The sequence below is a fragment of the Gemmobacter sp. genome (assembly GCF_016792925.1).
Taxonomy (GTDB): domain Bacteria; phylum Pseudomonadota; class Alphaproteobacteria; order Rhodobacterales; family Rhodobacteraceae; genus Gemmobacter.
In genome coordinates, this window is the sequence record NZ_JAEULU010000209.1 from 1 (window position 1) to 23896 (window position 23896).

General features: G+C 65.5%; 22 protein-coding genes and 2 tRNA genes. 17 read left to right on the forward strand and 7 right to left on the reverse strand.

The window, feature by feature from the left end:
- The 4 genes from tsaD to JNN06_RS09945 all read left to right on the forward strand — a co-directional run.
- The coding region (gene tsaD / locus JNN06_RS09930; RefSeq protein WP_291239433.1) for a tRNA (adenosine(37)-N6)-threonylcarbamoyltransferase complex transferase subunit TsaD at positions 1-907 on the forward strand (907 nt) is incomplete at its 5' end.
- Entirely contained in the window at positions 904-1836 is a 933-nt protein-coding gene (locus tag JNN06_RS09935) for an NAD(P)H-dependent glycerol-3-phosphate dehydrogenase (protein WP_291239434.1), read from the forward strand. The genes tsaD and JNN06_RS09935, both read left to right, overlap by 4 nt.
- Before the next feature lie 3 nt (positions 1837-1839).
- A complete protein-coding gene (locus JNN06_RS09940) occupies positions 1840-2112 on the forward strand; it encodes a YciI family protein (RefSeq protein ID WP_291239435.1) in 273 nt (90 codons plus the stop codon).
- Positions 2109-2528 carry an EVE domain-containing protein gene (locus tag JNN06_RS09945; RefSeq protein ID WP_291239454.1) on the forward strand — a complete coding sequence of 140 codons (420 nt, stop codon included), beginning with the start codon at positions 2109-2111 and terminating at the stop codon, positions 2526-2528. The genes JNN06_RS09940 and JNN06_RS09945 overlap by 4 nt, the downstream gene beginning before the upstream one ends.
- Positions 2529-3065: 537 nt before the next feature.
- Here the strand turns inward: JNN06_RS09945 and JNN06_RS09950 are convergent.
- The 5 genes from JNN06_RS09950 to JNN06_RS09970 all read right to left on the reverse strand — a co-directional run bounded on the left by JNN06_RS09950 (position 3066) and on the right by JNN06_RS09970 (position 6219).
- Positions 3066-3407, reverse strand: a complete 342-nt coding sequence (locus tag JNN06_RS09950; protein WP_291239436.1) for a DUF2853 family protein — start codon at positions 3405-3407, stop codon at positions 3066-3068.
- Positions 3408-3615: 208 nt separating this feature from the next.
- Positions 3616-4197 (reverse strand): class I SAM-dependent methyltransferase, encoded by a 582-nt coding sequence (locus JNN06_RS09955; RefSeq protein ID WP_291239437.1) that lies wholly within the window; start codon positions 4195-4197, stop codon positions 3616-3618.
- Positions 4198-4303: 106 nt separating this feature from the next.
- The gene (ahcY, locus tag JNN06_RS09960; RefSeq protein WP_291239438.1) at positions 4304-5692 is read right to left on the reverse strand and encodes an adenosylhomocysteinase; all 1389 of its coding nucleotides are present in this window, start codon (positions 5690-5692) and stop codon (positions 4304-4306) included.
- A 188-nt stretch (positions 5693-5880) separates the two neighbouring features.
- A tRNA-Leu gene (locus JNN06_RS09965) sits at positions 5881-5965 on the reverse strand.
- A gap of 169 nt (positions 5966-6134) precedes the next feature.
- Positions 6135-6219: transfer RNA gene (locus tag JNN06_RS09970), tRNA-Leu, on the reverse strand.
- Between the two features lie 153 nt (positions 6220-6372).
- Here JNN06_RS09970 and JNN06_RS09975 point away from each other — a divergent pair.
- The 11 genes from JNN06_RS09975 to JNN06_RS10025 all read left to right on the forward strand — a co-directional run bounded on the left by JNN06_RS09975 (position 6373) and on the right by JNN06_RS10025 (position 19700).
- Complete coding sequence (locus JNN06_RS09975; RefSeq protein ID WP_291239439.1) at positions 6373-7359, forward strand: complex I NDUFA9 subunit family protein; 987 nt, start codon at positions 6373-6375, stop codon at positions 7357-7359.
- Positions 7360-7362: 3 nt separating this feature from the next.
- Complete coding sequence (locus tag JNN06_RS09980) at positions 7363-8169, forward strand: undecaprenyl-diphosphate phosphatase (protein ID WP_291239440.1); 807 nt, start codon at positions 7363-7365, stop codon at positions 8167-8169.
- A 162-nt stretch (positions 8170-8331) separates the two neighbouring features.
- The gene (locus JNN06_RS09985) at positions 8332-9768 is read left to right on the forward strand and encodes an NAD(P)-dependent oxidoreductase (protein WP_291239441.1); all 1437 of its coding nucleotides are present in this window, start codon (positions 8332-8334) and stop codon (positions 9766-9768) included.
- Positions 9769-9848: 80 nt separating this feature from the next.
- The gene (locus tag JNN06_RS09990; RefSeq protein ID WP_291239442.1) at positions 9849-10613 is read left to right on the forward strand and encodes a hypothetical protein; all 765 of its coding nucleotides are present in this window, start codon (positions 9849-9851) and stop codon (positions 10611-10613) included.
- A complete protein-coding gene (locus JNN06_RS09995; protein ID WP_291239443.1) occupies positions 10610-11320 on the forward strand; it encodes a hypothetical protein in 711 nt (236 codons plus the stop codon). The genes JNN06_RS09990 and JNN06_RS09995 overlap by 4 nt, the downstream gene beginning before the upstream one ends.
- Positions 11310-11765 (forward strand): GFA family protein, encoded by a 456-nt coding sequence (locus JNN06_RS10000; RefSeq protein WP_291239444.1) that lies wholly within the window; start codon positions 11310-11312, stop codon positions 11763-11765. The genes JNN06_RS09995 and JNN06_RS10000 overlap by 11 nt, the downstream gene beginning before the upstream one ends.
- Positions 11766-11768: 3 nt before the next feature.
- The gene (gene gltB / locus JNN06_RS10005; RefSeq protein ID WP_291239445.1) at positions 11769-16307 is read left to right on the forward strand and encodes a glutamate synthase large subunit; all 4539 of its coding nucleotides are present in this window, start codon (positions 11769-11771) and stop codon (positions 16305-16307) included.
- 579 nt (positions 16308-16886) lie between these two features.
- Positions 16887-17621: a monofunctional biosynthetic peptidoglycan transglycosylase gene (mtgA, locus tag JNN06_RS10010; RefSeq protein ID WP_291239446.1), complete on the forward strand. Its 735-nt coding sequence runs from the start codon at positions 16887-16889 to the stop codon at positions 17619-17621.
- Positions 17622-17704: 83 nt separating this feature from the next.
- Positions 17705-18370 (forward strand): glutathione S-transferase family protein, encoded by a 666-nt coding sequence (locus JNN06_RS10015; RefSeq protein WP_291239447.1) that lies wholly within the window; start codon positions 17705-17707, stop codon positions 18368-18370.
- A gap of 47 nt (positions 18371-18417) precedes the next feature.
- The gene (gene queG, locus JNN06_RS10020) at positions 18418-19449 is read left to right on the forward strand and encodes a tRNA epoxyqueuosine(34) reductase QueG (RefSeq protein ID WP_291239448.1); all 1032 of its coding nucleotides are present in this window, start codon (positions 18418-18420) and stop codon (positions 19447-19449) included.
- A gap of 68 nt (positions 19450-19517) precedes the next feature.
- Positions 19518-19700, forward strand: a complete 183-nt coding sequence (locus tag JNN06_RS10025; RefSeq protein ID WP_291239449.1) for a hypothetical protein — start codon at positions 19518-19520, stop codon at positions 19698-19700.
- A gap of 39 nt (positions 19701-19739) precedes the next feature.
- Here the strand turns inward: JNN06_RS10025 and JNN06_RS10030 are convergent, their stop codons facing one another.
- The gene (locus tag JNN06_RS10030; protein WP_291239450.1) at positions 19740-20177 is read right to left on the reverse strand and encodes a MarR family transcriptional regulator; all 438 of its coding nucleotides are present in this window, start codon (positions 20175-20177) and stop codon (positions 19740-19742) included.
- 118 nt (positions 20178-20295) lie between these two features.
- On the opposite strand from JNN06_RS10030, the gene JNN06_RS10035 reads away from it, so the two are divergent.
- A complete protein-coding gene (locus tag JNN06_RS10035) occupies positions 20296-20709 on the forward strand; it encodes an organic hydroperoxide resistance protein (protein WP_291239451.1) in 414 nt (137 codons plus the stop codon).
- 38 nt (positions 20710-20747) lie between these two features.
- On the forward strand, positions 20748-22406 hold the full coding sequence (locus tag JNN06_RS10040) for an iron ABC transporter permease (RefSeq protein ID WP_291239452.1): 1659 nt from the start codon (positions 20748-20750) through the stop codon (positions 22404-22406).
- A gap of 50 nt (positions 22407-22456) precedes the next feature.
- Here JNN06_RS10040 and JNN06_RS10045 read toward each other — a convergent pair.
- Positions 22457-23896 (reverse strand): hypothetical protein (locus JNN06_RS10045; RefSeq protein ID WP_291239453.1); only part of this gene is annotated, 1440 nt, incomplete at its 5' end.

Sequence of the window (23896 nt, forward strand, 5' to 3'; positions counted from 1 at the left end):
TGCCGAGCGGCTGGACCTCTGTGTGGAGGCCGCGCTGGCCGAGGCGGGCCTCCGCCTTGCCGATCTGGATGGCATTGCCGTGACCGCCGGGCCGGGGCTGATTGGCGGCGTGCTGTCGGGGGTGATGTGCGCCAAGGGCCTCGCCGCCGCGACCGGCCTGCCGCTGGTGGGGGTGAACCACCTTGCGGGCCATGCGCTGACCCCGCGCCTGACCGATGGCATCGGCTTTCCCTATCTCATGCTGCTGGTGTCTGGCGGACATTGCCAGTTTCTGCGGGTGGACGGGCCAGAGGCCTTTACCCGGCTGGGCGGCTCCATCGACGATGCGCCGGGCGAAGCCTTTGACAAGGTGGCGAAAATTCTGGCCCTGCCGCAGCCGGGCGGCCCTTCGGTGCAGGCCGAGGCCGCGAGGGGCAACCCCACGGCCGTGGCCCTGCCGCGCCCGCTGCTGGATCGGCCGGGCTATGACCTCAGCTTTTCCGGCCTCAAAACCGCCGTGCTGCGCGCCCGCGATGCGCTGATGGCGCCGCATGGCGGCCTGCACCGGCAGGATCGTGCCGATCTTTGCGCCAGCTTTCAACGCGCCGTCGCCGATGTGCTGACCGAGAAAACCGCCCGCGCGCTGCGCGATCATCCGGTGCCGGTGCTGGCCGTGGCGGGGGGCGTGGCCGCCAATACCGAGATCCGCGCCCGGCTGGAGGCTTTGTGCGCCCGGATGGGGGTGCGCTTTCTCGCGCCGCCCTTGCGGCTTTGCACCGACAATGCGGCGATGATCGCCTGGGCCGGGATCGAGCGGTTCCGGCAGGGCGCGCAGGATGACATGACGCTGGCCGCCCGCCCGCGCTGGCCGCTGGACCAAAGCGCGGCGCCGATGCTCGGCTCGGGCAAGAAGGGGGCCAAGGCATGATCGCCGTTCTGGGATCGGGCGCCTTTGGCGCGGCGCTGGCCAGCACGCTGTCGCGCCACGCGCCGGTGGTGCTGTGGGGGCGCGCGCAGCAGGGGCGCAGCATCCGGCAATTGCCGGGGCTGCGGCTGCCCGAGGCCGTGACCGTCACCGATGATCTGGCGCAGACCGACGGGCCGGAGACCGTGCTGCTGGCGCTGCCGATGCAGGCGCTGGCGGGGTTTGTGGCCGAACAGGGGGCGCGGCTGGCGGGGCGGCGGCTGGTGGCCTGCTGCAAGGGGGTGGACCTGCAAACCGGGCTTGGTCCGGTGGAGGTTCTGGCGGTGCTGGAGGGGCCTGCGCCCGCCGTCCTCACCGGCCCCAGCTTTGCCGCCGACATCGCGCGCGGCTTGCCCACCGCCCTGACGCTGGCCTGCGCCGATGATGCGGTCGGGGCGGCGCTGCAAGCCCGGCTTTCCACCCCCACGCTGCGGCTGTATCGCAGCACCGATGTGATCGGGGCCGAGCTGGGCGGCGCCTTGAAGAATGTGATGGCGATTGCCGCCGGGGTGGTGATCGGCGCGGGTCTGGGCGATTCTGCCCGGGCGGCGCTGATGACCCGTGGCTATGCCGAGATGTTGCGCTTTGCCCTGTCGCGCGGCGCGCGGGCCGAGACGCTGGCGGGCCTGTCGGGCTTTGGCGATCTGGTTCTCACCTGCACTTCCGATCAGTCGCGCAATTTCCGCTATGGCCGGGCGCTCGGCGCCGGTGAGCCCTTTGACACCACGACCACGGTGGAGGGCGCCGCGACCGCCCGCGCCGTGGCGGGCCTTGCGCGCGATGCCGGGCTGGACATGCCGATTTCCACCGTGGTGGCCGGGCTGGTCGATGGCCGTCTGGCCGTGGCCGAGGCCATGCAGGCCCTGCTCTCCCGCCCTTTGAAACAGGAGTAACCGATGCGCGTCGCCCTTATCTGCAAAGACAAACCTGGCAGCCTGCAAATCCGGCTCGACACCCGCGCCGCCCATCTGGACCATATCCAGTCCAGCGGCGTGGTGGAGATGGCCGGGCCGTTTCTGAACGAGGCGGGCGAGATGTGCGGCTCGCTGGTGGTGCTGGAGGTGGGCACGCTGGCAGAGGCGCAGGATTGGGCCGCGCGCGATCCCTATGCGCTGGCCGGGCTGTTCGACTCGGTGCAGATCACCGAATGGAAAAAGGTGATCGGATGAAATACTGGCTGTTCAAATCCGAACCCGATGCCTGGTCCTGGGATCAGCAGGTCGCCAAGGGCGATGCGGGCGAGGAATGGCATGGCGTGCGCAATTATCAGGCGCGCAACAACATGCGGGCGATGCAGATCGGCGATCTGGGGTTCTTCTACCATTCCAATATCGGCAAGGAATGCGTGGGGATCGTGGAGGTCTGCGCGACCAGCGCGCCCGACAGCACCACCGACGACCCGCGCTGGGATTGCGTGCATATCCGGGCGGTGCGGCCGCTGCTGCGCCCGGTGACGCTGGAGACCTGCAAGGTGGAGCCGGGGCTGGAGCAGATGGCGCTGGTGAACAACACCCGCCTGTCGGTGCAGCCGGTGACGCCCGAGGAATGGGCGATCGTCTGCCGTCTGGGCGGGGTGGAGGCGTAAGGCCATCTGGTGTCATGCGGGCGGAATGGGAAAAGCACTGCTTTTCCCCGCCCGATGTGGAAAGGTTGCCGCAATACCGGTTCCGCCAGGGCGCCAGAGGCCAGCGCCCGGCCCGGCGGGGGCGAAGCGCCCGCCACGGGCGGGACGGGCGCTGGCCGAGTGCCTTTGGGGCACTCGGCATCAGGCGGCAGCCGCTGCGCGTGACCTCGGCAATGGCCTCGGTCATGGTGTGGCGCGCGACAGGGTATGGTTGATGCTGTTTTGCAAAACAGGCCGGGCGATGCGCTCCCGAATAGAAACGGGGGGCCCGCACCCCTACGAACCCCCCATCCACCCCACGTGCTACCCTTAGCACCACACGTGTTCGATAAAAGGTCCGCGGCATCCTGCCGTTAACTTAGGTATAGCGCGAATCGGGGCGCCTGCAAAACGCCAACTCCGCAGGATTTAAGGCAAATCCTGCAAATGCAAACGCCCGCCACAAGGCGGGCGACGCAGCTTCGGCCCGGCCCGGATCAGGCCCGGATCAGGCCCGGATCAGGCGTAGACCGCTTCCTTGCCGAAATGCTTGACCAGCAGGTAATAGACCACGGCGCGGTGCTTGTTGCGCTCGGACCGGCCATAGATCTCGATCACGGCGTTGATCGCTTCCATCAGCTCCGGCCCGTCCTTCAGGCCCAGCTTCTTGATGAGGAAATTGCGCTTCACGGTTTCCAGCTCGGTCGGCTGGCTGGCGGCGATGGTCTCGGCATCGGCATCATAGATGGCCGGGCCGCAGCCGATGGTCACCTTGGTCAACAACGCCATATCCGGCGTGACCTTGCACTTGTCGCGCAGATCGCCCGCATATTTCTCGATCAGTTCCTGACGCTTGCTCATGTAAGAACTCCCTTGTCACTCAATGTCCGGTTTCTGTCCCCCGGCGGCTTTTCGGGCCGAGGGAGCCTTGCCGCCCCAAGCCCGCCGCCTTGGCGCGAACACTAGGCCAGGGCGGCAGGATCACAAAGGGAAACTTCACGGCGGTTTCCCCCCCCGTCGAGACCGGGCGACATCAGGCCGCACCGGGAGGGAGGGAGGCAGTGCAGGCTTACGGCGCCGGGCGGTTCAGCTTGACGACCCATTGGTTCGCCATCAGCGTCAGCGTGGCCTGGCCCGCCAGCGCCTCCACCATCGCCTCGACCGCGCGTTTCACCGGAGCGCCCTGCGCATCCGACATCCAGTTGAAATCGTCGCCCGCGATGATGCCATCATGCTTCACCTTCTTCAGCGATTGCGCGATGTCATTGTCGATGAAGGGGGCATTGTGGTTGCCATCCAGATAGACCCAATCCAGCGAGGCATCGGGCAGCGCCGCCAGCGCCACATCCGACATGGCGCGATGCACTTTCACGCGCGGGTCATCCTTGAAGCTGTTCACCACGTCCTGATATTTCACTTCCATCAGGTCTTCGTTCTTCTTGCGGCCAAAACCCGTATTCGCGAATTCGGGCTGATACAGCCAGGGGTCGATCAGATGCAGCTCGACCGGCTCGCAAATCTCCAGAATCCGCTTGGAAAACGCGCCTTCCCAAACGCCGACCTCGGCCACGCGGGCGCCCTTGGGCAGGCTGCGCAGCAGTTTCCCGCGCACCTTGTCGCGCTTGCTTTCTTCCTGAACTTCGCTCGTCATGTCTCTGCCCTCGGGTAAGGCGCTCTCTGGCGCGTTGGAACTGGTATCGGCCAACTGGCCGTCACGGGGGTGGGGAAGGGCCGATCTGGCCCTCCCCGGTTTCGGCTCAATAACGGTAATGTTCCGGCTTGAACGGGCCTTCCACGGCCACACCGATGTAATCGGCCTGATCGGCGCGCAGCTCGGTCAGTTTCACGCCGATCTTCTTCAGATGCAGACGCGCCACTTTCTCATCCAGCGCTTTCGGCAGGATATAGACGCCGGGCTGATACTCATCGCCCTTGGTCCACAGCTCGATCTGCGCCAGAACCTGATTGGTGAAAGAGGCCGACATCACGAAGGACGGATGGCCCGTGGCATTGCCCAGGTTCAGCAGGCGGCCTTCCGACAGCAGGATGATCTTGTTGCCCGAGGGCATCTCGATCAGGTCCACCTGGTCCTTGATATTGGTCCATTTGTGGTTGCGCAGCGAGGCCACCTGAATCTCGTTGTCGAAATGGCCGATATTGCCGACGATGGCCATGTTCTTCATCTCGCGCATATGCTCGATGCGGATCACGTCGCGGTTGCCGGTGGTGGTGATGAAGATGTCGGCATCCGCCACCACATCTTCCAGCACCACGACCTCGAACCCGTCCATCGCGGCTTGCAGCGCGCAGATCGGGTCCACTTCGGTCACTTTCACGCGGGCGCCCGCGCCGCGCAAGGAGGCGGCCGAGCCCTTGCCCACATCGCCATAGCCGCACACCACGGCCACCTTGCCGGCCATCATGGTGTCGGTGGCGCGGCGGATGCCATCGACCAGCGATTCCTTGCAGCCATATTTGTTGTCGAATTTCGATTTGGTGACGGAATCGTTCACGTTGATCGCCGGGAAGGGCAGCTGGCCCTTCTTGTGCAGGTCATAAAGACGATGCACGCCGGTGGTGGTTTCTTCCGACACGCCCTTGATGGCGGCCTTGGTCTTGGCGAACCAGCCGGGGCTTTGCGCCATCCGCTTCTGGATTTGCAGCTTGATGACTTCTTCTTCCTCGGATTGCGGCACGGCGAGGACATCCTCGCCCGCTTCCATCCGCGCGCCCAGCAGCACGTAAAGCGTGGCATCGCCGCCATCGTCGAGGATCATGTTCGCGCCTTCCGCAAACATGAACGAGCGGTCGAGGTAATCCCAATGCTCGGTCAGGGTCTGGCCCTTCACCGCAAAAACCGGCACGCCCGCCGCGGCAATCGCCGCCGCCGCATGGTCCTGCGTCGAGAAGATGTTGCAGCTGGCCCAACGCACATCGGCGCCAAGCGCGGTCAGCGTTTCGATCAGCACGGCGGTCTGGATCGTCATGTGCAGGCTGCCCACGATGCGGGCCCCTTTCAGCGGCTGGCTGGCGCCGAACTCCTCGCGGCAGGCCATCAGGCCCGGCATTTCGGTTTCCGCGATGTCCAGCTCCTTGCGGCCGAACTCTGCCAGCGCGATGTCCTTGACGATGTAATCCTTCGGCATAAGCCGCACTCCTTGCATTCTTTGTCCGCGCTGAAATAGCACTCTGTTTTCAGTGCGGCAATGTTTCGGGGATTTGTGGTTCAATTATGGCCTGAACGCGAAACAATTGCGCCGGGAGAGGCCATGTGGCGACGGAACAGGCGCCAGAATACCAAAAAGCCCGGCCTGTGAGGGCCGGGCCTTTGGATTGGTGCCCAGAAGAGGACTCGAACCTCCACGTCTTGCAACACTGGTACCTGAAACCAGCGCGTCTACCAATTCCGCCATCTGGGCGATGTCGTGGGGCGGTATCTACGGGGGCGGCGCGGGGGTGTCAACAGGCTGTTGCGAAAAACTTTTGCGCGGCGGTCCGGGCGGGGGCAAAACCAAAAGCCTGGCCCGAAACCCGAAAGCCCGGCCCAAAAACCAAAAGCCCGGCCTGTAAGGGCCGGGCGTTTAGGATTGGTGCCCAGAAGAGGACTCGAACCTCCACGCCTTGCGGCACTGGTACCTGAAACCAGCGCGTCTACCAATTCCGCCATCTGGGCGATGTCGTGGGGCGGTATCTACGGTCGCGGCGCGGGGGTGTCAACAGGCTGCGGCGAAAAATCTGTGCTGGCGTTTGCGGCTTGTTTGGAAATCGCGCTATAGCTATGGAGACAGGGAATTTTGCACCATTACCTACCGGGAAGGGCTCGCAGATGAGCAAGCTGGTCACGATCTATGGCGGTTCGGGTTTCGTTGGGCGGTATATCGCCCGGCGCATGGCGAAAGAGGGCTGGCGCGTGCGCGTCGCGACCCGTCGCCCGAACGAGGCGATCTTCGTGCGGCCCTACGGCGTGGTGGGGCAGGTGGAGCCCGTTCTGTGCAATATCCGCGATGAGGCCAGCGTGGCCGCCGCCATGGCAGGCGCCGATGCGGTGGTGAATTGCGTGGGCATCCTGAATGCCGTGGGCAAGAACAAGTTCGACGCCGTGCAGCATGAGGGCGCGGGCCGCATCGCCCGGCTGGCCGCAGCGGCGGGCGTGCCGCATCTGGTGCATGTCTCGGCCATCGGCGCCAACAAGGACAGCGACTCGCGCTATGCCGAATCGAAGGGTCTGGGCGAGGAGGCCGTGCTGGCCGCCTATCCTTCGGCGGTGATCCTGCGGCCTTCGGTGATCTTCGGCAACGAGGACCAGTTCTTCAACCGCTTCGCCGCCATGGCCCGCATCTCGCCGGTGCTGCCGGTGTTTGGCGCGAGCACCAGGTTCCAGCCCGTGCATGTCGAGGATGTGGCCTCTGCCGCCGTGAAGGGCGTGCTGGGGCAGGCCGCGCCGGGCATCTACGAGCTGGGCGGGCCGGATGCGCTCAGCTTTGCGGATCTCATGCAGGTCATGCTGAAAACCATCCATCGCCGCCGTCTGGTGCTGCCGCTGCCGCGCATCGCCGGTTCGGTCCTGGCCTTTGGCTGCGACATGGTGCAGGCCGTCACGCTGGGTCTGGTGCAGAACAAGGTTCTGACCGGCGACCAGCTGAAGAACCTCTATCGCGACAATGTGGTGGCGCCGGGGGCCAAGGGCTTTGCCGATCTGGGCATCACCCCCTCGGCCATCGCCGCCGTGCTGCCCGATTACCTGTGGCCCTATCGCCCCTCCGGGCAATATGACGCCATCAAGGCCTCTGCCAAGAACCTCCGCAAGGTCTGACCCGTGGCCGATCAATCGCTGCTGACTGCCGCCGTTCTGGGTTTGCTGGAGGGGCTGACCGAGTTCATCCCGGTCTCCTCCACCGGCCATATCCTGCTGGCCGGGCATTTTCTGGGCTTTGAAAGCGCGGGAAAGACCTTCGAGGTGGTGATCCAGCTGGGCGCCGTGCTGGCGGTGCTGGGGGTCTATGCGGCGAAACTCTGGGCGGTGTTCTCCACCGCCCATCGCGACCCGAAAGCGCTGCGCTTCATCGTGGCGGTGGCGCTGGCCTTCTTTCCGGCGGTCATCATCGGCGTGCTGGCGCATGATTTCATCAAGACCGTGCTGTTTGAAAGCCCGCGCCTGATTGCGGTGAACCTGATCCTGGGCGGCATTGTGCTGCTGTTCGTTGATCGCATGGCGGCGCAGCCGCGCTATGAGGATGCGATGGATGTGCCGCTGGGCACCGCGCTGAAGATCGGCTTCATCCAGTGCCTTGCGATGATTCCGGGCGTCTCGCGCTCGGGCTCCACCATTGTCGGCGCCCTTTTATTGGGCGTTTCGCGGCGCGGCGCGGCGGAATTCTCCTTCTTCCTGTCGATGCCCACCATGGCGGGCGCCTTTGCCTATGACCTTTGGAAAAACCGTGATGTGCTGGACAGCGGCGCCATGGCCGAGATCGGCGTGGGCTTTGTCATGGCGCTGATTGCGGCCGTTTTCGTGGTGCGCGGATTGCTCGCCTATGTCTCGCGCCATGGCTACGCCCTGTTCGGCTGGTGGCGAATCGTGGTGGGGGCGGTGGCTCTGCTGGCGCTTTCCCTGGGGTTTTAGGGGTAATCGGAACGCGTGCTGACCTATTTTTGACGCGGCTCGCCGAAAAATTGCACCACCAAGCCATAAAACCGCAAATTAGGTCAGCCTTGCTGACTTTTATTCGGATTTCATCCGCGCTATCCAAAGGCCACCCACCGAGACCCGCAGGGAGGCGCCTTCATGGCCAAGGAACGGATGCTGCAATTTGTGACCGTGAACCGGGAAATGCCCGAGAAGCGGCCTGCCACCCTGCGCTCGCAAGACTTTCATGAAATCTACCGCGATTTCGCGGCGCAAAAGGCCGCCGAACAGGCCAGCCGGTGCAGCCAATGCGGCGTGCCCTATTGCCAGTCGCATTGCCCGCTGCACAACAATATCCCCGACTGGCTGCGCATGACCGCCGAGGGCCGCTTGCAAGAGGCCTATGAGATCAGCCAGGCCACCAACACCTTCCCGGAAATCTGCGGTCGCATCTGCCCGCAGGATCGCCTCTGCGAAGGCAATTGCGTGATCGAGCAATCGGGCCACGGCACCGTGACCATCGGCTCGGTCGAGAAATACATCACCGACACCGCTTGGGAAAATGGCTGGGTCAAGCCGGTGAAGCCGGCGGTGGAGCGCAGCGAAAGCGTGGCCATCATCGGCGCGGGCCCCGGGGGCCTTGCCGCCGCCGACATGCTGCGCCGCAAGGGCTTTCAGGTCACGGTCTATGATCGTTACGACCGCGCGGGCGGCTTGCTGACCTATGGCATTCCGGGCTTCAAGCTGGAAAAGCCCGTGGTCATGCAGCGCGTCGAACAGCTGGAGGCCTCGGGCGTCAACTTCGTGATGAATTGCAAGGTGGGCGAGGATCTGAGCTTTGATGCCATTCGCGGCCAGCATGATGCCGTGTTGATCGCCACCGGCGTCTACAAGATGCGCGATGTGGGCGGTCCGGGCGTGGGCCAAAAGGGCATCGTGCAGGCGCTGGATTACCTCACCGTGTCCAACCGCAAATCCTTTGGCGATGAGGTCGAGGCCTATGACAATGGCGATCTGAACGCTGCGGGCAAGCGCGTCGTGGTCATTGGCGGCGGCGATACCGCGATGGATTGCGTGCGCACCGCCATCCGTCAGGGCGCCACCTCGGTGAAATGCCTCTATCGCCGCGACAAGGCGAATATGCCGGGCAGCCAGCGCGAGACCCAGAACGCCGAGGAAGAGGGCGTGGAATTCGTCTGGCTCACCGCGCCCAAGGCCTTCACCGGCAATGGTGCCGTCGAAGGCGTGATGGTGCAGCGCATGCGCCTTGGCGCGCCGGATGCGACGGGCCGCCAGACCCCGGAAATCATCGAGGGCGCCGATTATGTCGAACCCGCCGATCTGGTGATCACCGCCCTTGGCTTCGAGCCCGAGGAGCTGCCGACGCTTTGGGGCGTGCCGGAACTCGCCGTGACCCGCTGGGGCACCATCAAGGCCGATTTCCGCACCCATGCGACCAGCCTGCCGGGCGTCTTTGCTGCGGGCGACATCGTGCGCGGCGCCAGCCTTGTGGTCTGGGCGATCCGTGACGGGCGCGAGGCCGCCGATGCGATCATGGACTATCTGGCGCAGCCGGCCAGCGTCGCCGCTGAATAATCGCTGCCGCGCTTTGCGGCAGCATCCCTGACCTGAAACCGGAACCCTGAGCCATGGGCGAAGCCGAGCAGACACAGCCGATGCGCGCCGCGGGCCAAAAGCCCGCGCTGCACATCGACACGCTGCGCGATGATGCGCGGCTCAGGCTGTGGCGCCATCGCGGCCGCAGCCGCCGCCTTGTGGTCAGCTTTTCCGGCGTGGGTCGCGACCGCAGCCAGCCGCCCCGGCTGGAATTCGGCCGCACCGCCAGCGCCAATGGCCGCGACCATGTGCTGTATATCGCCGATCCGGCGCGCAGCTGGCTGAACCAGCCCGGCCTCATCGAGGAAATCGCCGGTCTGGTGGAAACCGAGGCCGCGCAGCTGGGCGCGACGCAGGTGGTGGCGATGGGGCATTCGCTGGGCGGGTTTTCCGCGCTGGTGCTGGGCGGCTTCACCCGCGTCGATGTGGCGCTGGCCATCTCGCCGCAATATTCGCTCGATCCCTCTGTGGCCCCGGACGAAAACCGCTGGATGATGTTTCGCCAGCATTTTCCGGGGCTTCGCATCTCGCAGGCCGCCGATCACATGGCGCCCTCGACGCAGCATTACATCCTGTTCGGCAAGCATTACCGCGAGGCGCCGCAGCGCCGCCTGATGCGCCCGGCGCCCAATGCCGCCTGTTTCCTGCTGCCCAAGGTGCGGCATGATTCGGTGGTGAAACTGCATGAGGCGGGCATTCTGGACGAGGTGGTGCAGCTGGCCTTTGCCGGGCGCAGCCGCCGCCTGCGGCAATTGCTGGCCGAGCGCATGCAGGCCGTCGCCCTGACGGCGCCCGGCACCCCAGACCCGGAGGATCTCGCATGAAACCGCTGCTCATTCTGGCCGCGCTGACCCTCGCCACCCCGCTGCACGCGGCGGGGTTCAAGGCGCCCGAGGGCTGCACCGCCACGCTCACCGTCCAGGCGCGCGGCTGCCGGGTGTCGAACCACTATACCTGCACCGCCGATCAGCCGGGCGACCAGTGGCGTGCCGATTACGATCAGGAGGGGGTGTTCTTCCTGTCGCGGATCAATCACGCAACGGAATGGGTCGAAAGCTTCAGCTTCGATCCCAAAACCCGTCAGACGCTGGACGCGAACCCCGCCGATCCGGCGGATTTCAGCGGCTTGCTGGCCTCGGGCCGCGATGATTTCGATTTCTGGCTCAGCCGCGATGACGGCACGCGCAGCCATGTGACCGGCTTTGACGCGCTGACCGGCAAGACCATCACCATTGATGGCGTGCCGCTGAAACAGACCGAATACAGCTATACCGAGACCGACCCGGAGGGGAATGTGATCGGGCAGGCGCGTGGCCATGAATATGTCCATCCCGAATGGCGCAACTTCTTTGCCGGTCCGTCCGAGCATTGGGATGGCCAGGCCTGGCTGCCGATGGATGGCAGCCCGCGCCAGTTCATCCTGCCGGGCGAGCCGGGCTTTGGCGCCACGCAGCCGATCTTCGATTGCGGCGCGCTGATGTCGCAGGCGCCCGTCAACCCCTTGATCCAGCAGGTGAAGCATGAGCGCTGAGCCGATCTCTGCCGGGCGCGCGGGCGGCTGCCTTTGCGGCGCGGTGCGCTTTGTCGCGGCGCAATTGCCCGCCCATATGCATGCCTGCCATTGCAGCATGTGCCGCCGCAGCAGCGGTGCCCTGTCGCTCAGCGTGGTGGTGCCCTTCGCCGCCATGCAGGTCACGGGCGCCGAACATGTGACCACCTATGCCTCGTCCGACTGGGCGGCGCGATCCTTCTGCGCCCGCTGTGGCGCGGGCCTCTGGTATCGGCTGACCCAGCCCGATGCCGCCACGGCCGATTACTACCTGTCGGTGGGCGCCCTGGATGATCCCAACGGCCTGCCACTGACCCGCGAGATTTACATCGACTGCAAGCCGGATGGCTATGCCCTCGCGGGCACCCATTCACGACTGACCGGGGCCGAATTCGAGGCCTCGCTGCAAGCCAACCCAGAGGAGTGAGCCATGACGATCTATGATGAAGCCTGGGTGAAGGCCGAGGAAACCAAGCGCGCCTGGATGCACCAGCATGGCCTCTATAAAGAGGATGACGAGCATTCGTCCTGCGGCGTCGGTCTGGTGGCCTCGATCAGCGGCAAGCCCTCGCGCAAGGTGGTGGAGGCCGGGCTGGATGCGCTGCGCGCCATCTGGCACCGCGGCGCGGTGGATGCCGACGGCAAGACCGGCGATGGCGCGGGCATCCATGTGCAGATCCCGGTCAAGTTCTTCTATGATGTGGTGCGCCGCACCGGGCATGAACCCGATGCCAGCAAGCTGATCGCCGTGGGCCAGGTCTTCCTGCCGCGCACCGATTTCGCCGCGCAGGAGCGTTGCCGCACGATCGTGGAAACCGAAGTGCTGCGCATGGGCCATTATATCTATGGCTGGCGCCATGTGCCCTGCGACACCTCGGTGCTGGGCGAAAAGGCCAATGCAACCCGCCCCGAGATCGAGCAAATCCTCATCCGCTGCGAAAAAGACGTGGATCAGGAACAGTTTGAGCGCGAGCTGTATATCATCCGCCGCCGCATCGAAAAGGCGGTGACCGCCGCCGGGATCGCGGGCTGCTACCTATGTTCGCTCTCCTGCCGTTCGATCATCTACAAAGGCATGATGCTGGCCGAGCAGGTCAGCGTCTTCTACCCCGATCTGCAAGACGAGCGGTTTGAATCCACCTTCGCCATCTATCACCAGCGCTATTCCACCAACACCTTCCCGCAATGGTGGCTGGCCCAGCCCTTCCGCATGCTGGCCCATAACGGCGAGATCAACACGTTGAAAGGCAACGTGAACTGGATGCGCAGCCATGAGATCCGCATGGCCTCCAGCGCCTTCGGCGACATGGCCGAGGACATCAAGCCGATCATCCCGCCCGCCACGTCGGACTCGGGCGCGCTGGATGCGGTGTTCGAGGTTCTGGTGCGCTCGGGCCGCTCGGCGCCCATGGCGAAAACCATGCTGGTGCCCGAGGCCTGGTCGAAAACCACCACCGACATGCCGAAGGCATGGGCGGATATGTATGCCTATTGCAACGCCGTGATGGAGCCGTGGGACGGCCCCGCCGCGCTGGCCATGACCGATGGCCGCTGGGTTTGCGGCGGTCTGGACCGCAACGGGTTGCGCCCGATGCGCTATGTCGTCACCGGCGACGGCCTGCTGATCGCAGGCTCCGAGGCGGGCATGGTGCCGGTGGATGAAACCACCATCCGCGAAAAGGGCGCGCTTGGGCCGGGGCAGATGATCGCCGTCGACACCAAAGAGGGCAAACTTTACCACGACGCCGAGATGAAAGACCGCCTCGCCGCCAGCCAGCCCTATGGCGAGTGGATCGAGAAAGTCGTCGATCTGAACAGCCTGCTGAAAGACGTGCCGGAAGCCACCACCTTCTCCGGGGCCGATCTGCGCAAGCGCCAGATTGCCGCCGGTTACACAGTGGAGGAGCTGGAGCAGGTTCTGGCCCCGATGGCCGAAGACGGCAAGGAAATGATCGCCTCGATGGGCGATGACACCCCGGTTGCGGTGCTGTCCAAGCAATACCGCCCGCTGTCGCATTTCTTCCGCCAGAACTTCAGCCAGGTCACCAACCCGCCGATTGACTCGCTTCGTGAAAGCCGGGTCATGTCGCTGAAAACGCGCTTCGGCAACCTCAAGAACGTGCTGGATGAAAGCTCGGCCCAGACCGAGATCCTCGTGCTGGAAAGCCCCTTCATCGCCAATTCCGAATATGGCGTGATGCTGCGCCAGTTTGGCGCGCAGGTGGCGGTGATCGACTGCACCTTCCCCGCCGGGTCGGACCAAGAGGCGCTGCGCCTCGGGCTGGAGCGTATCCGTGCCGAGGCCGAAGACGCCGTGCGCTCAGGGGCTGCCCATCTGGTGCTGACCGACGAGCAGCAGGGCGAGGCCTCGGTCGCCATGCCGATGATCCTTGCCACCTCTGCCGTGCATAGCTGGCTGACCCGCAAGGGGTTGCGCACCTTCACCTCGCTGAATGTGCGCGCGGCGGAATGTATCGACCCCCATTACTTCGCTGTCCTCATCGGCTGCGGCGCGACCACGGTGAACCCCTATCTGGCACAAGACAGCATCGCGGATCGTATCGAGCGCGGCTTGCTGGAAGGCAGCCTGACCGATGCGATGCGCCGCTACCGCGATGCCATCGACGCGGGTCTGCTCAAGATCATGGCCAAGATGGGCATTTCGGTGATCTCCTCCTATCGCGGCGGCCTCAACTTCGAGGCCGTGGGCCTGTCGCGCGCCATGGTGGCAGAATATTTCCCCGGCATGCATTCGCGCATTTCCGGCATCGGTCTGCACGGCATCCAGATGAAATCCACCGAGGTTCACGCCCGCGGCTGGCAGGGTGGCAGCGACGTGCTGCCCATCGGCGGCTTCTACAAGGCGCGGCGCTCGGGCGAGAAACACGCTTGGGAAGCCCAGACCATGCATATGCTGCAAGCGGCCTGTGACCGCGCCAGCTATGACATCTGGAAGCAATATTCGGCGGCGATGAAAGCCAACCCGCCGATCCATATTCGCGATCTGCTGGACATCAAGGCGGTCGGCAAGCCGATCCCGATCGAGGAAGTGGAAAGCATCACCTCGATCCGCAAACGCTTTGTCACGCCGGGCATGTCGCTGGGGGCCTTGGGGCCGGAAGCGCATATGACGCTCAACATCGCCATGAACCGCATCGGGGCCAAATCCGACAGCGGCGAGGGCGGCGAGGCGCCAGAGCATCAGCATCCCTTCCCGAATGGCGATAACCCCTGCGCCAAGATCAAGCAGGTGGCCTCCGGTCGTTTCGGCGTCACCGCCGAATACCTGAACGCCTGCGAGGAGCTGGAGATCAAGGTCGCTCAAGGTGCCAAGCCCGGCGAGGGGGGGCAGCTTCCCGGCATGAAGGTCACCGACCTGATCGCCCGTCTGCGCCACTCCACCAAGGGCGTGACGCTGATCTCGCCGCCGCCGCATCACGACATCTACTCGATCGAGGATCTGGCGCAGCTGATCTATGACCTGAAGCAGATCAACCCGCGCTGCAAGGTGACGGTGAAGCTGGTCTCGGCCTCCGGCGTCGGCACCATTGCCGCCGGCGTGGCCAAGGCCAAGGCCGATGTGATCCTGATTTCCGGCCATAATGGCGGCACGGGGGCCTCGCCTGGCACCTCGATCAAATATGCCGGCCTGCCGTGGGAGATGGGTCTGACCGAGGCCAATCAGGTTCTCACCATGAACAACCTGCGCGAGCGGGTGACGCTGCGCACCGATGGCGGTTTGCGCACGGGCCGCGATGTGGTGATCGCCGCCATGCTGGGTGCCGAGGAATACGGCATCGGCACGGCGGCCCTGATCGCCATGGGCTGCATCATGGTGCGTCAGTGCCAGTCGAACACCTGCCCGGTGGGCGTCTGCACCCAGAACCCCGATCTGCGCGCCAAATTCACCGGCACGGCGGACAAGGTGGTGAACCTGATCACCTTCTACGCCCAGGAAGTGCGCGAGATCCTCGCCTCGATCGGTGCCCGCTCGATGGACGAGATCATCGGGCGCCCTGATCTGCTTTCGCAGGTCAGCCGCGGCTCCGCGCATCTTGACGACCTCGACCTGAACCCGCTGCTGATCACGGTGGATGGCTCGAACCGCATCACCTATGATCGCTCCAAGCCGCGCAATGCGGTGCCGGATACGCTGGATGCGGAAATCGTCAAGGACGGCGCGCGCTTCTTTGAGGATGGCGAAAAGATGCAGCTCTCCTATGCCGTGCGCAACACGCTGCGCACCATCGGCACGCGCTCGTCCAGCCACATCGTCAAGAAGTTCGGCATGCGTAACAGCCTGCAACCCGATCACCTGACGGTGAAGCTGACCGGCAATGCCGGGCAGAGCCTGGGGGCTTTCGCGGTGAACGGCCTCAAGATCGAGGTGCAGGGCGACGCGAATGATTACGTCGGCAAGGGCCTGTCGGGCGGCACCATCGTGGTGCGTCCGCAAATGTCCTCGCCGCTGGTCGCGGCCGAGAACACCATCATCGGCAATACCGTGCTGTATGGCGCGACCGACGGCTATCTGTTCGCGGCGGGCAAGGCGGGCGAGCGCTTCGGCGTGCGCAACTCCGGCGCCTCGGTGGTGATCGAGGGCTGCGGCTCCAACGGGTGTGAATACATGACCGGCGGTGTGGCGGTGATTCTGGGCAAGATCGGCGCCAATTTCGGCGCGGGCATGACCGGCGGCATGGCATACCTTTATGACCCCGATGGCATGGCCGAGGAGTTCATGAACCTGGAAAGCCTTGTCACCTGCGCCGTCAGCCATCCGCATTGGGAGGCGCAATTGCGCGGGCTGGTGGAGCGTCACGCGGCGGAAACCGGCAGCCAGAAGGCGCGCCGCATCCTGTCGAACTGGGAGGCCGAGCGGGCGAACTTCCTGCAAGTCTGCCCGAAAGAGATGCTGGTGCATCTGCCGCACCCGCTCTCGGATGAGCGCGCGGCGGTGCCTGCGGAATAATCGCAACAAAATCAACGGCAAGCGGGCGGGGGGCATCCTCCGCCCGTTTGCTTTGGGGGAGCTTGACGAAAAGCCTTGGGCCGCAATGCCCGACAAATACAGTCAACTAATTGAAAAGACAGAACAATTTCTGCAAAGCGTTTGACAGGGCGCCGCGGTCGCGCTAAACAGAACCCATCGGCAGGACGCGCAGCCAGCCCAAGTGCAAGCCCCGCGCCCCACCCAAAGCATTCCTCCTCAGGTAGACAGGTCGGCAGCCAGCTTCGCGCCAGCACCCCACCCATCCCCCAAGGCAGGTTTTTCCATCACATCAGGCATTGACCGAGGCCATCGCCGAGGTCACGCGGCACCGGTTCCACATCGGGCCGTTGGCCCGAAGCCAACGGCCAGCGCCCGCCCTGCGGGGGGCGGGTGCTATCGCACCCACCGGGCGGGCGCTGGCCTCTCGGTCGCGGGCTGTGGCGGCCTTCCCAAGCCGTTCCCACATAGGCGGGGAAACGCGATGCGTTTCCTGATCCGCCCAATCCCACCGCCTCCAACCGCTTGACCCCGGCTTTGCCTTCGTGGTTTCTGTCCGGCATGGCCAAATCCACCCGCAAGAAACCGGCGCCCGAGCCAGAACCCGAGCTGATCGCGCCGCCCTCGCGGAAAGCGCGTGCGCTGTTCTGGGCCAAACGCATCGGGCTGGGCATCACGGCCTTTTACGCGGCGCTGATCCTGCTGTTTGCCATCCTGCCGCCGCCCATCAACATCTACCAGACGCAAGAGGCCATCCGCCTCGGCGGCATCCAGAAGGATTGGGTCGGCTGGGACGCCATCGCCCCCGCCATGGCGCGCTCTGTCGTGGCGGCCGAGGACGCCAATTTCTGCCTGCATTGGGGCTTTGACATGAAGGCGATCCGCGCCGCGCTGGACGAGGGCAGGGGGCGCGGCGCCTCCACCCTCACGCAGCAGGTGGTGAAGAATGTCTTCCTCTGGCATGGCCGCAACTGGGCGCGCAAAGCCGCCGAAGCCGTCCTCACCGCGCCGGTCGAACTGGTCTGGACCAAGCGCCGCATCCTGCATGTTTACCTCAACACCGCCGAATTCGGCGAAGGCATCTTCGGGGTCGAGGCCGCCGCGCAGCACTGGTTCGGGGTCTCCGCCGCCGAGCTGACCCCCACCCAGGCCGCCCGCCTCGCCGCCGTGTTGCCCGACCCGAAAACCCGCAACCCCGCCAAACCCGGCCCGCTGGTGCGCCGCCGCACCGGGCAGATCCTGTCGGGCGCCGAAACCATCGCCGCCGATGGCCGCGCCGCCTGTTTCGAGGACTGATCCGCCGCCCGATGGATCGCCCCATTGATCCCACGCCCCGGCAGGGCTATCAGGAAAAGGTTCTCTGACAGGCTGATCCTCCCATGATCCGACTTTATCACGTGCCGCTTTCGCCCTTTTGCCGCAAGGTGCGGCTGACGCTGGCCGAAAAACGCATCGAGGTGGAGCTGGTCGAGGAACGCTATTGGGAACAGCAACCCGAATTCCTGCGCCGCAACCCGGCGGGCAAAGTGCCGGTGCTGCGGGTTGAAGGCCGGTTGATGAGCGAAAGCCAGGCGATCTGCGAATGGCTGGAAGAGGCCTATCCGGCGCCCTCGCTGATGCCCCGCGATGTCGATGCGCGCTATGAGGTGCGCCGCCTGTGCAACTGGTTCGATGACAAGTTCCACGGCGAGGTGACTTCGAAACTGCTGTATGAACGGGTGAACCGCAAGGTGCAGGGCACCGGCTATCCCGATAGCAAGGCGGTGAAATTCGGCGCCACCCGCATCAAATATCACCTTGATTACATGGCCTGGCTGCTGGATCAGCGCCGCTGGCTGGCCGGCGACAGCATGACGCTGGCCGATTTCGCCGCCGCCTCGCATCTGTCCTGCCTCGACTATATCTCGGATGTCGACTGGGACCGGCACGCCGTGGTGAAAGACTGGTATGTGAAGCTGAAATCCCGCCCCAGCTTCCGCAGCCTGCTGGCGGATTATGTGCCGGGCTTCCCGCCGCCGCGCCATTACGTCGATCTGGATTTCTGATGGAAACCCCGGGGCTCTGCCCCGGACCCCGGGATATTTGAGCCAAGATGAATGAGGCGCTGAAACAGCGGCTGGCGGCGCGGGCCTTGGAGGAGGGGTTCTCCAAGATGGGCATTTGTGCGCCCGATGCCACGCCCGAAACGGCGGCGCGGCTCAGGGCCTTTCTGGAGGCCGGGTATCACGGGCAGATGGGCTGGATGGCCGAGCGGGAAGGCTGGCGCGGCTCGGCCGCCGCGCTCTGGCCCGAGGCGCGCTCGGTCATCATGCTGGCCGAGGTTTACACCCCCGAGAGCGATCCGCTGGCGGGTCTGGCCCAGCCCGACCGGGGCATCGTCAGCAGCTATGCGCAGGGCAAGGATTATCACGATCTGGTCAAGCGGCGGTTGAAGCGGCTGGGGCGCTGGCTGCTGGATCAGGCCCCCGAAGGGGCCGGGATCAAGGTGTTTGTCGATACCGCCCCGGTGATGGAGAAGCCCCTCGCCCAGGCGGCGGGTCTGGGCTGGCAGGGCAAGCACACCAATCTTCTGGCCCGCGATCTGGGCAACTGGTTCTTTCTGGGGTCCATCTTCACCACGCTGGACCTGCCGAAGGATGCGCCGGAGGCGAGCCATTGCGGCTCGTGCCGCGCCTGCCTCGATGCCTGCCCGACCGGGGCCTTTCCGGCGCCCTATCAGCTGGATGCGCGGCGCTGCATTTCCTATCTGACCATTGAGCATAAGGGGCCGGTCGCGCCCGATCTGCGCGCGCTGATGGGCAATCGCATCTACGGTTGCGATGATTGCCTGGCCGCCTGCCCCTGGAACAAGTTTGCCCAGGCCGCCCGCGACATCGGCTATCAGCCGCGCCTTGGCGCGCCCGAGCTGGCCGAACTGGCCGCGCTGGATGATGCCGCCTTCCGCACCCGCTTTGCCGGCAGCCCGATCAAGCGCATCGGGCGTGACCGCTTTCTGCGCAACGTGCTTTACGCCATCGGCAATTCCGGCCTGCCAGCCCTGCGCGCCAGTGCCGAACCCCTGTGCCGTGACCCCGATCCCACCGTGGCCGAGGCCGCACAATGGGCCATCGCCCGCCTATCGTGACGCGGCGCGCTTGGGGTAGGGGCGATTCGGCCCTATCCTGAGGCCATGCGATACAGGAGGAGGCTCTCATGACCCGACATCTGGCCGACAGGCGCAAACCCTCCACCGGTGCCCGCCTGAAGGCGTTTTTGCACCTTGCCCGCAGCGAAGGGCAGATCTGGCAGGCGATCTGGCGTCAGCCCGTGCCAGTGCCGGTGCGCAACCGCCGCATGGTGGAGTTTCTGCGCATCGCGCGCGGTCGTCAGGTCTGATCCGCCGATCAAATCTGATCCCGGCCGCCTGCGATCACCCTAGCGCTGAAGCGCGCGCAGGCGGCTGCGCAGCGCGACCACATCTTCCAGCAGCGCCATCAGCTCGGGCTGGGGGGCGCCGATCTCCTCGGTCAGGCAGGTCGTCACCTGCACCGCCGCCTGCCGCAGCCCCTCGGCCTTCGCGGTCAGGCCCAGAATCACCTGCCGCTCATCCTGCGCATCGCGCCGCCGCGTCACCAGCCCGGCGGCCTCCATCCGTTTCAGCATCGGCGTCAGCGTATTGCTTTCCAGTTGCAGCGCGGTGGCCAGCCGGGACATCGGCATTTCCGGCACCTCCCACAGCTGGGTCAGCACCAGAAACTGCGGATAGGTCAGGCCCATCTCGTCCAGCAGCGGCTTATAGGCGGCCTGCATGGCATGATTGGCCGAGTAAAGCGCGAAGCAGAGCATCTGCTTGAGGGGCACAGGCTGTGTCATGATCCTCGTTTAGGTCGCGCGCGATTAAATCGCAAGAGATTGACTCGACTCGCGCAAGGGCGTAGGGGAGTGAATTATTAAATCACTCTGATTGAACAACGGAGGCAAGCTCAAAGTGATGTATCAGACGATCGCCAAGGCACAGGGCGGCGGGCGCAAGGGCCGGGCCGAGCTTCTGGATGGCGGGTTGTATCTGTCGATGGATGTGCCCACCGAGATGGGCGGCGACGGCAATGGCAGCAATCCCGAACAGCTTTTCGCCCTGGGCTATGCCGCCTGCTATCTGGGGGCCATGCGCTTTGTCGCCGGGGCCGAGAAGCTGGGCACCGTGCCCGCCGATGCAAGCGTCACCGCCGAGGTGGGCATCGGCCCGCGCGCCGAGGGCGGCTTTGGCATTTCCGCCACGCTGCGGGTGCGCCTGCCCGGCATGGATGCCGACAGCGCCCGCCGCATCGCCGAGCGCGGCCATTTCATCTGTCCCTATTCCAATGCCATCAAAGGCAATGTGAATGTGGTGACCATCCTCGAATGATGGACTTGGGCGGCGCCTTGCGCTAGGCAGGCGGCGCCATGACCCAGCAAAACACTCAGACACAAAGACGGCGCCTGCCACAGCTGGATGGCTGGAGCCTGATCTCCGGGCTGATCGCGCTTCTGGTGCTGGCGCCCATCGTCTCGGTTGTCTGGATCGCCTTTCACCCGACCGAGAATATCTGGCCGCATCTGCTGTCCACCGTGATGCCGCGCTATATGGCGGCCACGCTGGGCATGATGCTGGGCGTGGGGCTGATCACGGCGGCCATGGGCACCGGGGCGGCCTGGCTGGTGACGCTCTATCGCTTTCCGGGCTCCGGCTGGCTGGCCTGGGCGCTGTTGTTCCCGCTGGCGGTGCCTGCCTATGTCGGCGCCTATGCGCTGGTGGATTTCTTCGATTATTCCGGGGCTTTGCAGGTGGCCCTGCGGGGGCTGACCGGCTGGCAAAGCCCGGCGGATTACTGGTTTCCCAAGGTGCGCTCGCAGGGGGCGGCCATTGCCGTGCTGTCGGCGGCGCTTTATCCTTACGTCTATCTGCTGGCGCGCCAGGCCTTTCGCGAACAATCGGGCGGCTCTTACGAGGTCGCCCGCGCCTTGGGGGCCGGGCCTTGGGGCGTGTTCTGGCGGGTGGGCCTGCCGTTGGCGCGGCCCTCCATCGCGGCGGGCGTCGCGCTGGCGCTGATGGAGACGGTGGCCGATTATGGCACTGTCACCCATTTCGGCGTGCAGACCCTGACGACCGGCATTTTCACCACCTGGCTCACCGCCGGCAATGCCGGGGGCGCGGCGCAGATTGCGGGCGTGTCGCTGGCGATGATCGTGCTGTTGCTGGCGGTCGAGCGTTTTGGTCGGCGCCGCGCGCGCTTTCACGGCTCGGCCCGGCAGATGCGCCCGGTGGTGGCGCAGCGCCTGCGCGGCTGGCGGGCGGCGCTGGCCTTTGCCGCCTGTGCCACGCCCTTTGCCATGGGATTTGTGCTGCCGGTCTCGGTCATGCTGTCGCATGCGCTCCGAAAGCCCGAGGCCTGGATCGAGCCCGGCCTTCTGCGCGCGCTCTGGGCCACGCTCACCGTGGGCGGCGCGGCGGCAGTGCTGACCGTCTCGGCGGCGGTGGTCTTTGTCTATGGGCTGCGCATGGCGGGGCGGGGCCTGCCGCGCTGGGTGCTGCCCGCCACCGCGCTGGGCTATGCCGCGCCGGGGGCCGTGCTGGCGCTGGGCCTTCTGGTGCCGCTGGCCGCGCTCGATCATCATCTGGCCGATGCCGTGCTGGCGCTGACCGGCCACGACCCCGGCCTGCTGCTCACCGGCACCTCTGCCGCCATCGTGCTGGCCTTCTGCCTGCGGTTTTTCGGCATTGCCCAGGGCGCGGTGGATGCCGCCTTTGGCCGCATCTCGCCCAATCTGCCGCTGGCCGCCCGCGCCTTGGGCCGCCCTTCCGGCGCCGTGCTGCGCGAGATCTACCTGCCGCTCATGCGCGGCTCGGTCGGCATGGCGCTGCTGGTGGTCTTTGTCGATTGCGTGAAAGAACTGCCCGCCACCCTGCTGCTGCGCCCCTTCAACTTCAACACCCTCGCCACCCGCACCCAGGAACTCGCCAGCCTCGAAAAACTCGGCGAGGCTGCCCCGGCGGCGCTGCTGGTCATGGCCGTGGGCCTTCTGGCCGTGATCGGCATGGCCCGGGTCGAGGCGCGAAGGTAGGGACGGCACCAGCGGCGCGGCCCCCGAGGCGGACGGGCCGCAAGGCCAGATTATCCCATCATCTTCCGCAGGTGACCGGCCTCGCGCTGCCAGAAATGGCGCTGATGGCAAATGTCGCCCTGCGCGCGCCGATCATCGTCCGCGCCCATCAGCATCGGCATGCCGAAAACGGACAGGCCACGCATCGTCCCGCGCAGAGCCAGGATCGCCGTCAGAATCGCCAGCCCTGTGCTGGGCTCGGTGCCGATCTCCCGGGACAAGGCGCGCTCTTGGGCCGATGGCAGGATGCCGACCGGATGCCCCAGCTCCAGCATCTGCAAGGTCGGCCCCCAATCCCGGCTTCGATAGGCCAGATCGCCATTGCGCAACAGCGTTCCGAACCGCACGCGCGACAGGTGCTGCTGGCCGAAACCAACCTGCCCCTGCATCACTGTGACGTGGTAATCCACCCGCTCGCCCCAGGCATCCCCCAGCAGAAAGTCGTTGATGCGGATCACGATGTCATGGGAATCGATCGCGCCCGGCGGCAAATCCGCGGCCAGGACGCCATTGCCGACCACAGCGACCGTCAGGGCCGGGTCTGCCACCCGCTGCGCAAACCCCAGATCATCCGGCGCGGCTGCGGCCAGCGCTTCAAGACGCGGTGAAGCCAGGTCGCCGGTGAAGGCCGCGACTTTCAGATAGCGGTGCAGCGAGGATTTCGGAACCGCCCCCAGCGCGAGGGCCGCACGGGCCGCGCCCGTCTCGCCAATCGAAAGCGCGAGGGCCGCGACCCGCAATTGCAGCTCGGCCCGCGCGCCCTCGGCCCGATGCAGCGCCGCCTGAGCATCATTCAGAAGACCCGGCAAGTCCTCGGAAAACCGGCGAAGATATTCTACCAGAGTGGCAAGCCGCGCCGGACATAGCAGATCAGGATTGCGAAGTTGCCGCTGCGCCTCGGCCATTTGCGTCTCATCATGCAGCAAGAACCGGGCGGCAAGCAGGATTGCCGCGTGATCGGCATAGGCTGTGGGCAGGCGTTCGGTGTCCAGCAAACGGTTCAGGATGTCCGAGATGTCCATGCGCCACAGCTTTGCGGCGCGTTCCTCCATCATCAGCCGCGCCGCCTCGCGCTCGGCCACGCCCTGTGTCAGGTCCAGCACGGCCCGGATTTGCGCTTCGGTGACCGGCTGGGTTGATGCGCGTGCCCCGTGCAGCAGGGTGACAGCCGCGCGCCACCAGTCCGGCCCGGTCAGATCATCGCTCTGTCTGGTCCAACCTGCGGCGTCACGCCCATAGCCGGATGCGGTGGCCAGCTCGCGCAGCGATCCGCCGTCCGACACGAGCTTTTCCGCCAGAATCTGTGCCGAACGCCAGCCTTCGCCCGCCGCGAGGGCGATGCGATGGTGCTGCGCCTCGGGAAAGCGCGCCCGCGCCGCAAGTACCTCGGACATGACCGCCAGGGCCTCGCGCGGCCTGCCCATCATCATCTCCAGTCTTGCGCGGTAAAC

Coding starts and splice junctions, on each gene's coding strand:
- JNN06_RS09935 (WP_291239434.1), top strand. CDS start 904: ATGATCGCCGTTCTGGGATCGGGCGCCTTTGGCGCGGCGCTGGCCAGC.
- JNN06_RS09940 (WP_291239435.1), top strand. CDS start 1,840: ATGCGCGTCGCCCTTATCTGCAAAGACAAACCTGGCAGCCTGCAAATC.
- JNN06_RS09945 (WP_291239454.1), top strand. CDS start 2,109: ATGAAATACTGGCTGTTCAAATCCGAACCCGATGCCTGGTCCTGGGAT.
- JNN06_RS09950 (WP_291239436.1), bottom strand. CDS start 3,407: ATGAGCAAGCGTCAGGAACTGATCGAGAAATATGCGGGCGATCTGCGC.
- JNN06_RS09955 (WP_291239437.1), bottom strand. CDS start 4,197: ATGACGAGCGAAGTTCAGGAAGAAAGCAAGCGCGACAAGGTGCGCGGG.
- ahcY (WP_291239438.1), bottom strand. CDS start 5,692: ATGCCGAAGGATTACATCGTCAAGGACATCGCGCTGGCAGAGTTCGGC.
- JNN06_RS09975 (WP_291239439.1), top strand. CDS start 6,373: ATGAGCAAGCTGGTCACGATCTATGGCGGTTCGGGTTTCGTTGGGCGG.
- JNN06_RS09985 (WP_291239441.1), top strand. CDS start 8,332: ATGGCCAAGGAACGGATGCTGCAATTTGTGACCGTGAACCGGGAAATG.
- JNN06_RS09990 (WP_291239442.1), top strand. CDS start 9,849: ATGCGCGCCGCGGGCCAAAAGCCCGCGCTGCACATCGACACGCTGCGC.
- JNN06_RS09995 (WP_291239443.1), top strand. CDS start 10,610: ATGAAACCGCTGCTCATTCTGGCCGCGCTGACCCTCGCCACCCCGCTG.
- JNN06_RS10000 (WP_291239444.1), top strand. CDS start 11,310: ATGAGCGCTGAGCCGATCTCTGCCGGGCGCGCGGGCGGCTGCCTTTGC.
- gltB (WP_291239445.1), top strand. CDS start 11,769: ATGACGATCTATGATGAAGCCTGGGTGAAGGCCGAGGAAACCAAGCGC.
- mtgA (WP_291239446.1), top strand. CDS start 16,887: ATGGCCAAATCCACCCGCAAGAAACCGGCGCCCGAGCCAGAACCCGAG.
- JNN06_RS10015 (WP_291239447.1), top strand. CDS start 17,705: ATGATCCGACTTTATCACGTGCCGCTTTCGCCCTTTTGCCGCAAGGTG.
- queG (WP_291239448.1), top strand. CDS start 18,418: ATGAATGAGGCGCTGAAACAGCGGCTGGCGGCGCGGGCCTTGGAGGAG.
- JNN06_RS10025 (WP_291239449.1), top strand. CDS start 19,518: ATGACCCGACATCTGGCCGACAGGCGCAAACCCTCCACCGGTGCCCGC.
- JNN06_RS10030 (WP_291239450.1), bottom strand. CDS start 20,177: ATGACACAGCCTGTGCCCCTCAAGCAGATGCTCTGCTTCGCGCTTTAC.
- JNN06_RS10035 (WP_291239451.1), top strand. CDS start 20,296: ATGTATCAGACGATCGCCAAGGCACAGGGCGGCGGGCGCAAGGGCCGG.
- JNN06_RS10040 (WP_291239452.1), top strand. CDS start 20,748: ATGACCCAGCAAAACACTCAGACACAAAGACGGCGCCTGCCACAGCTG.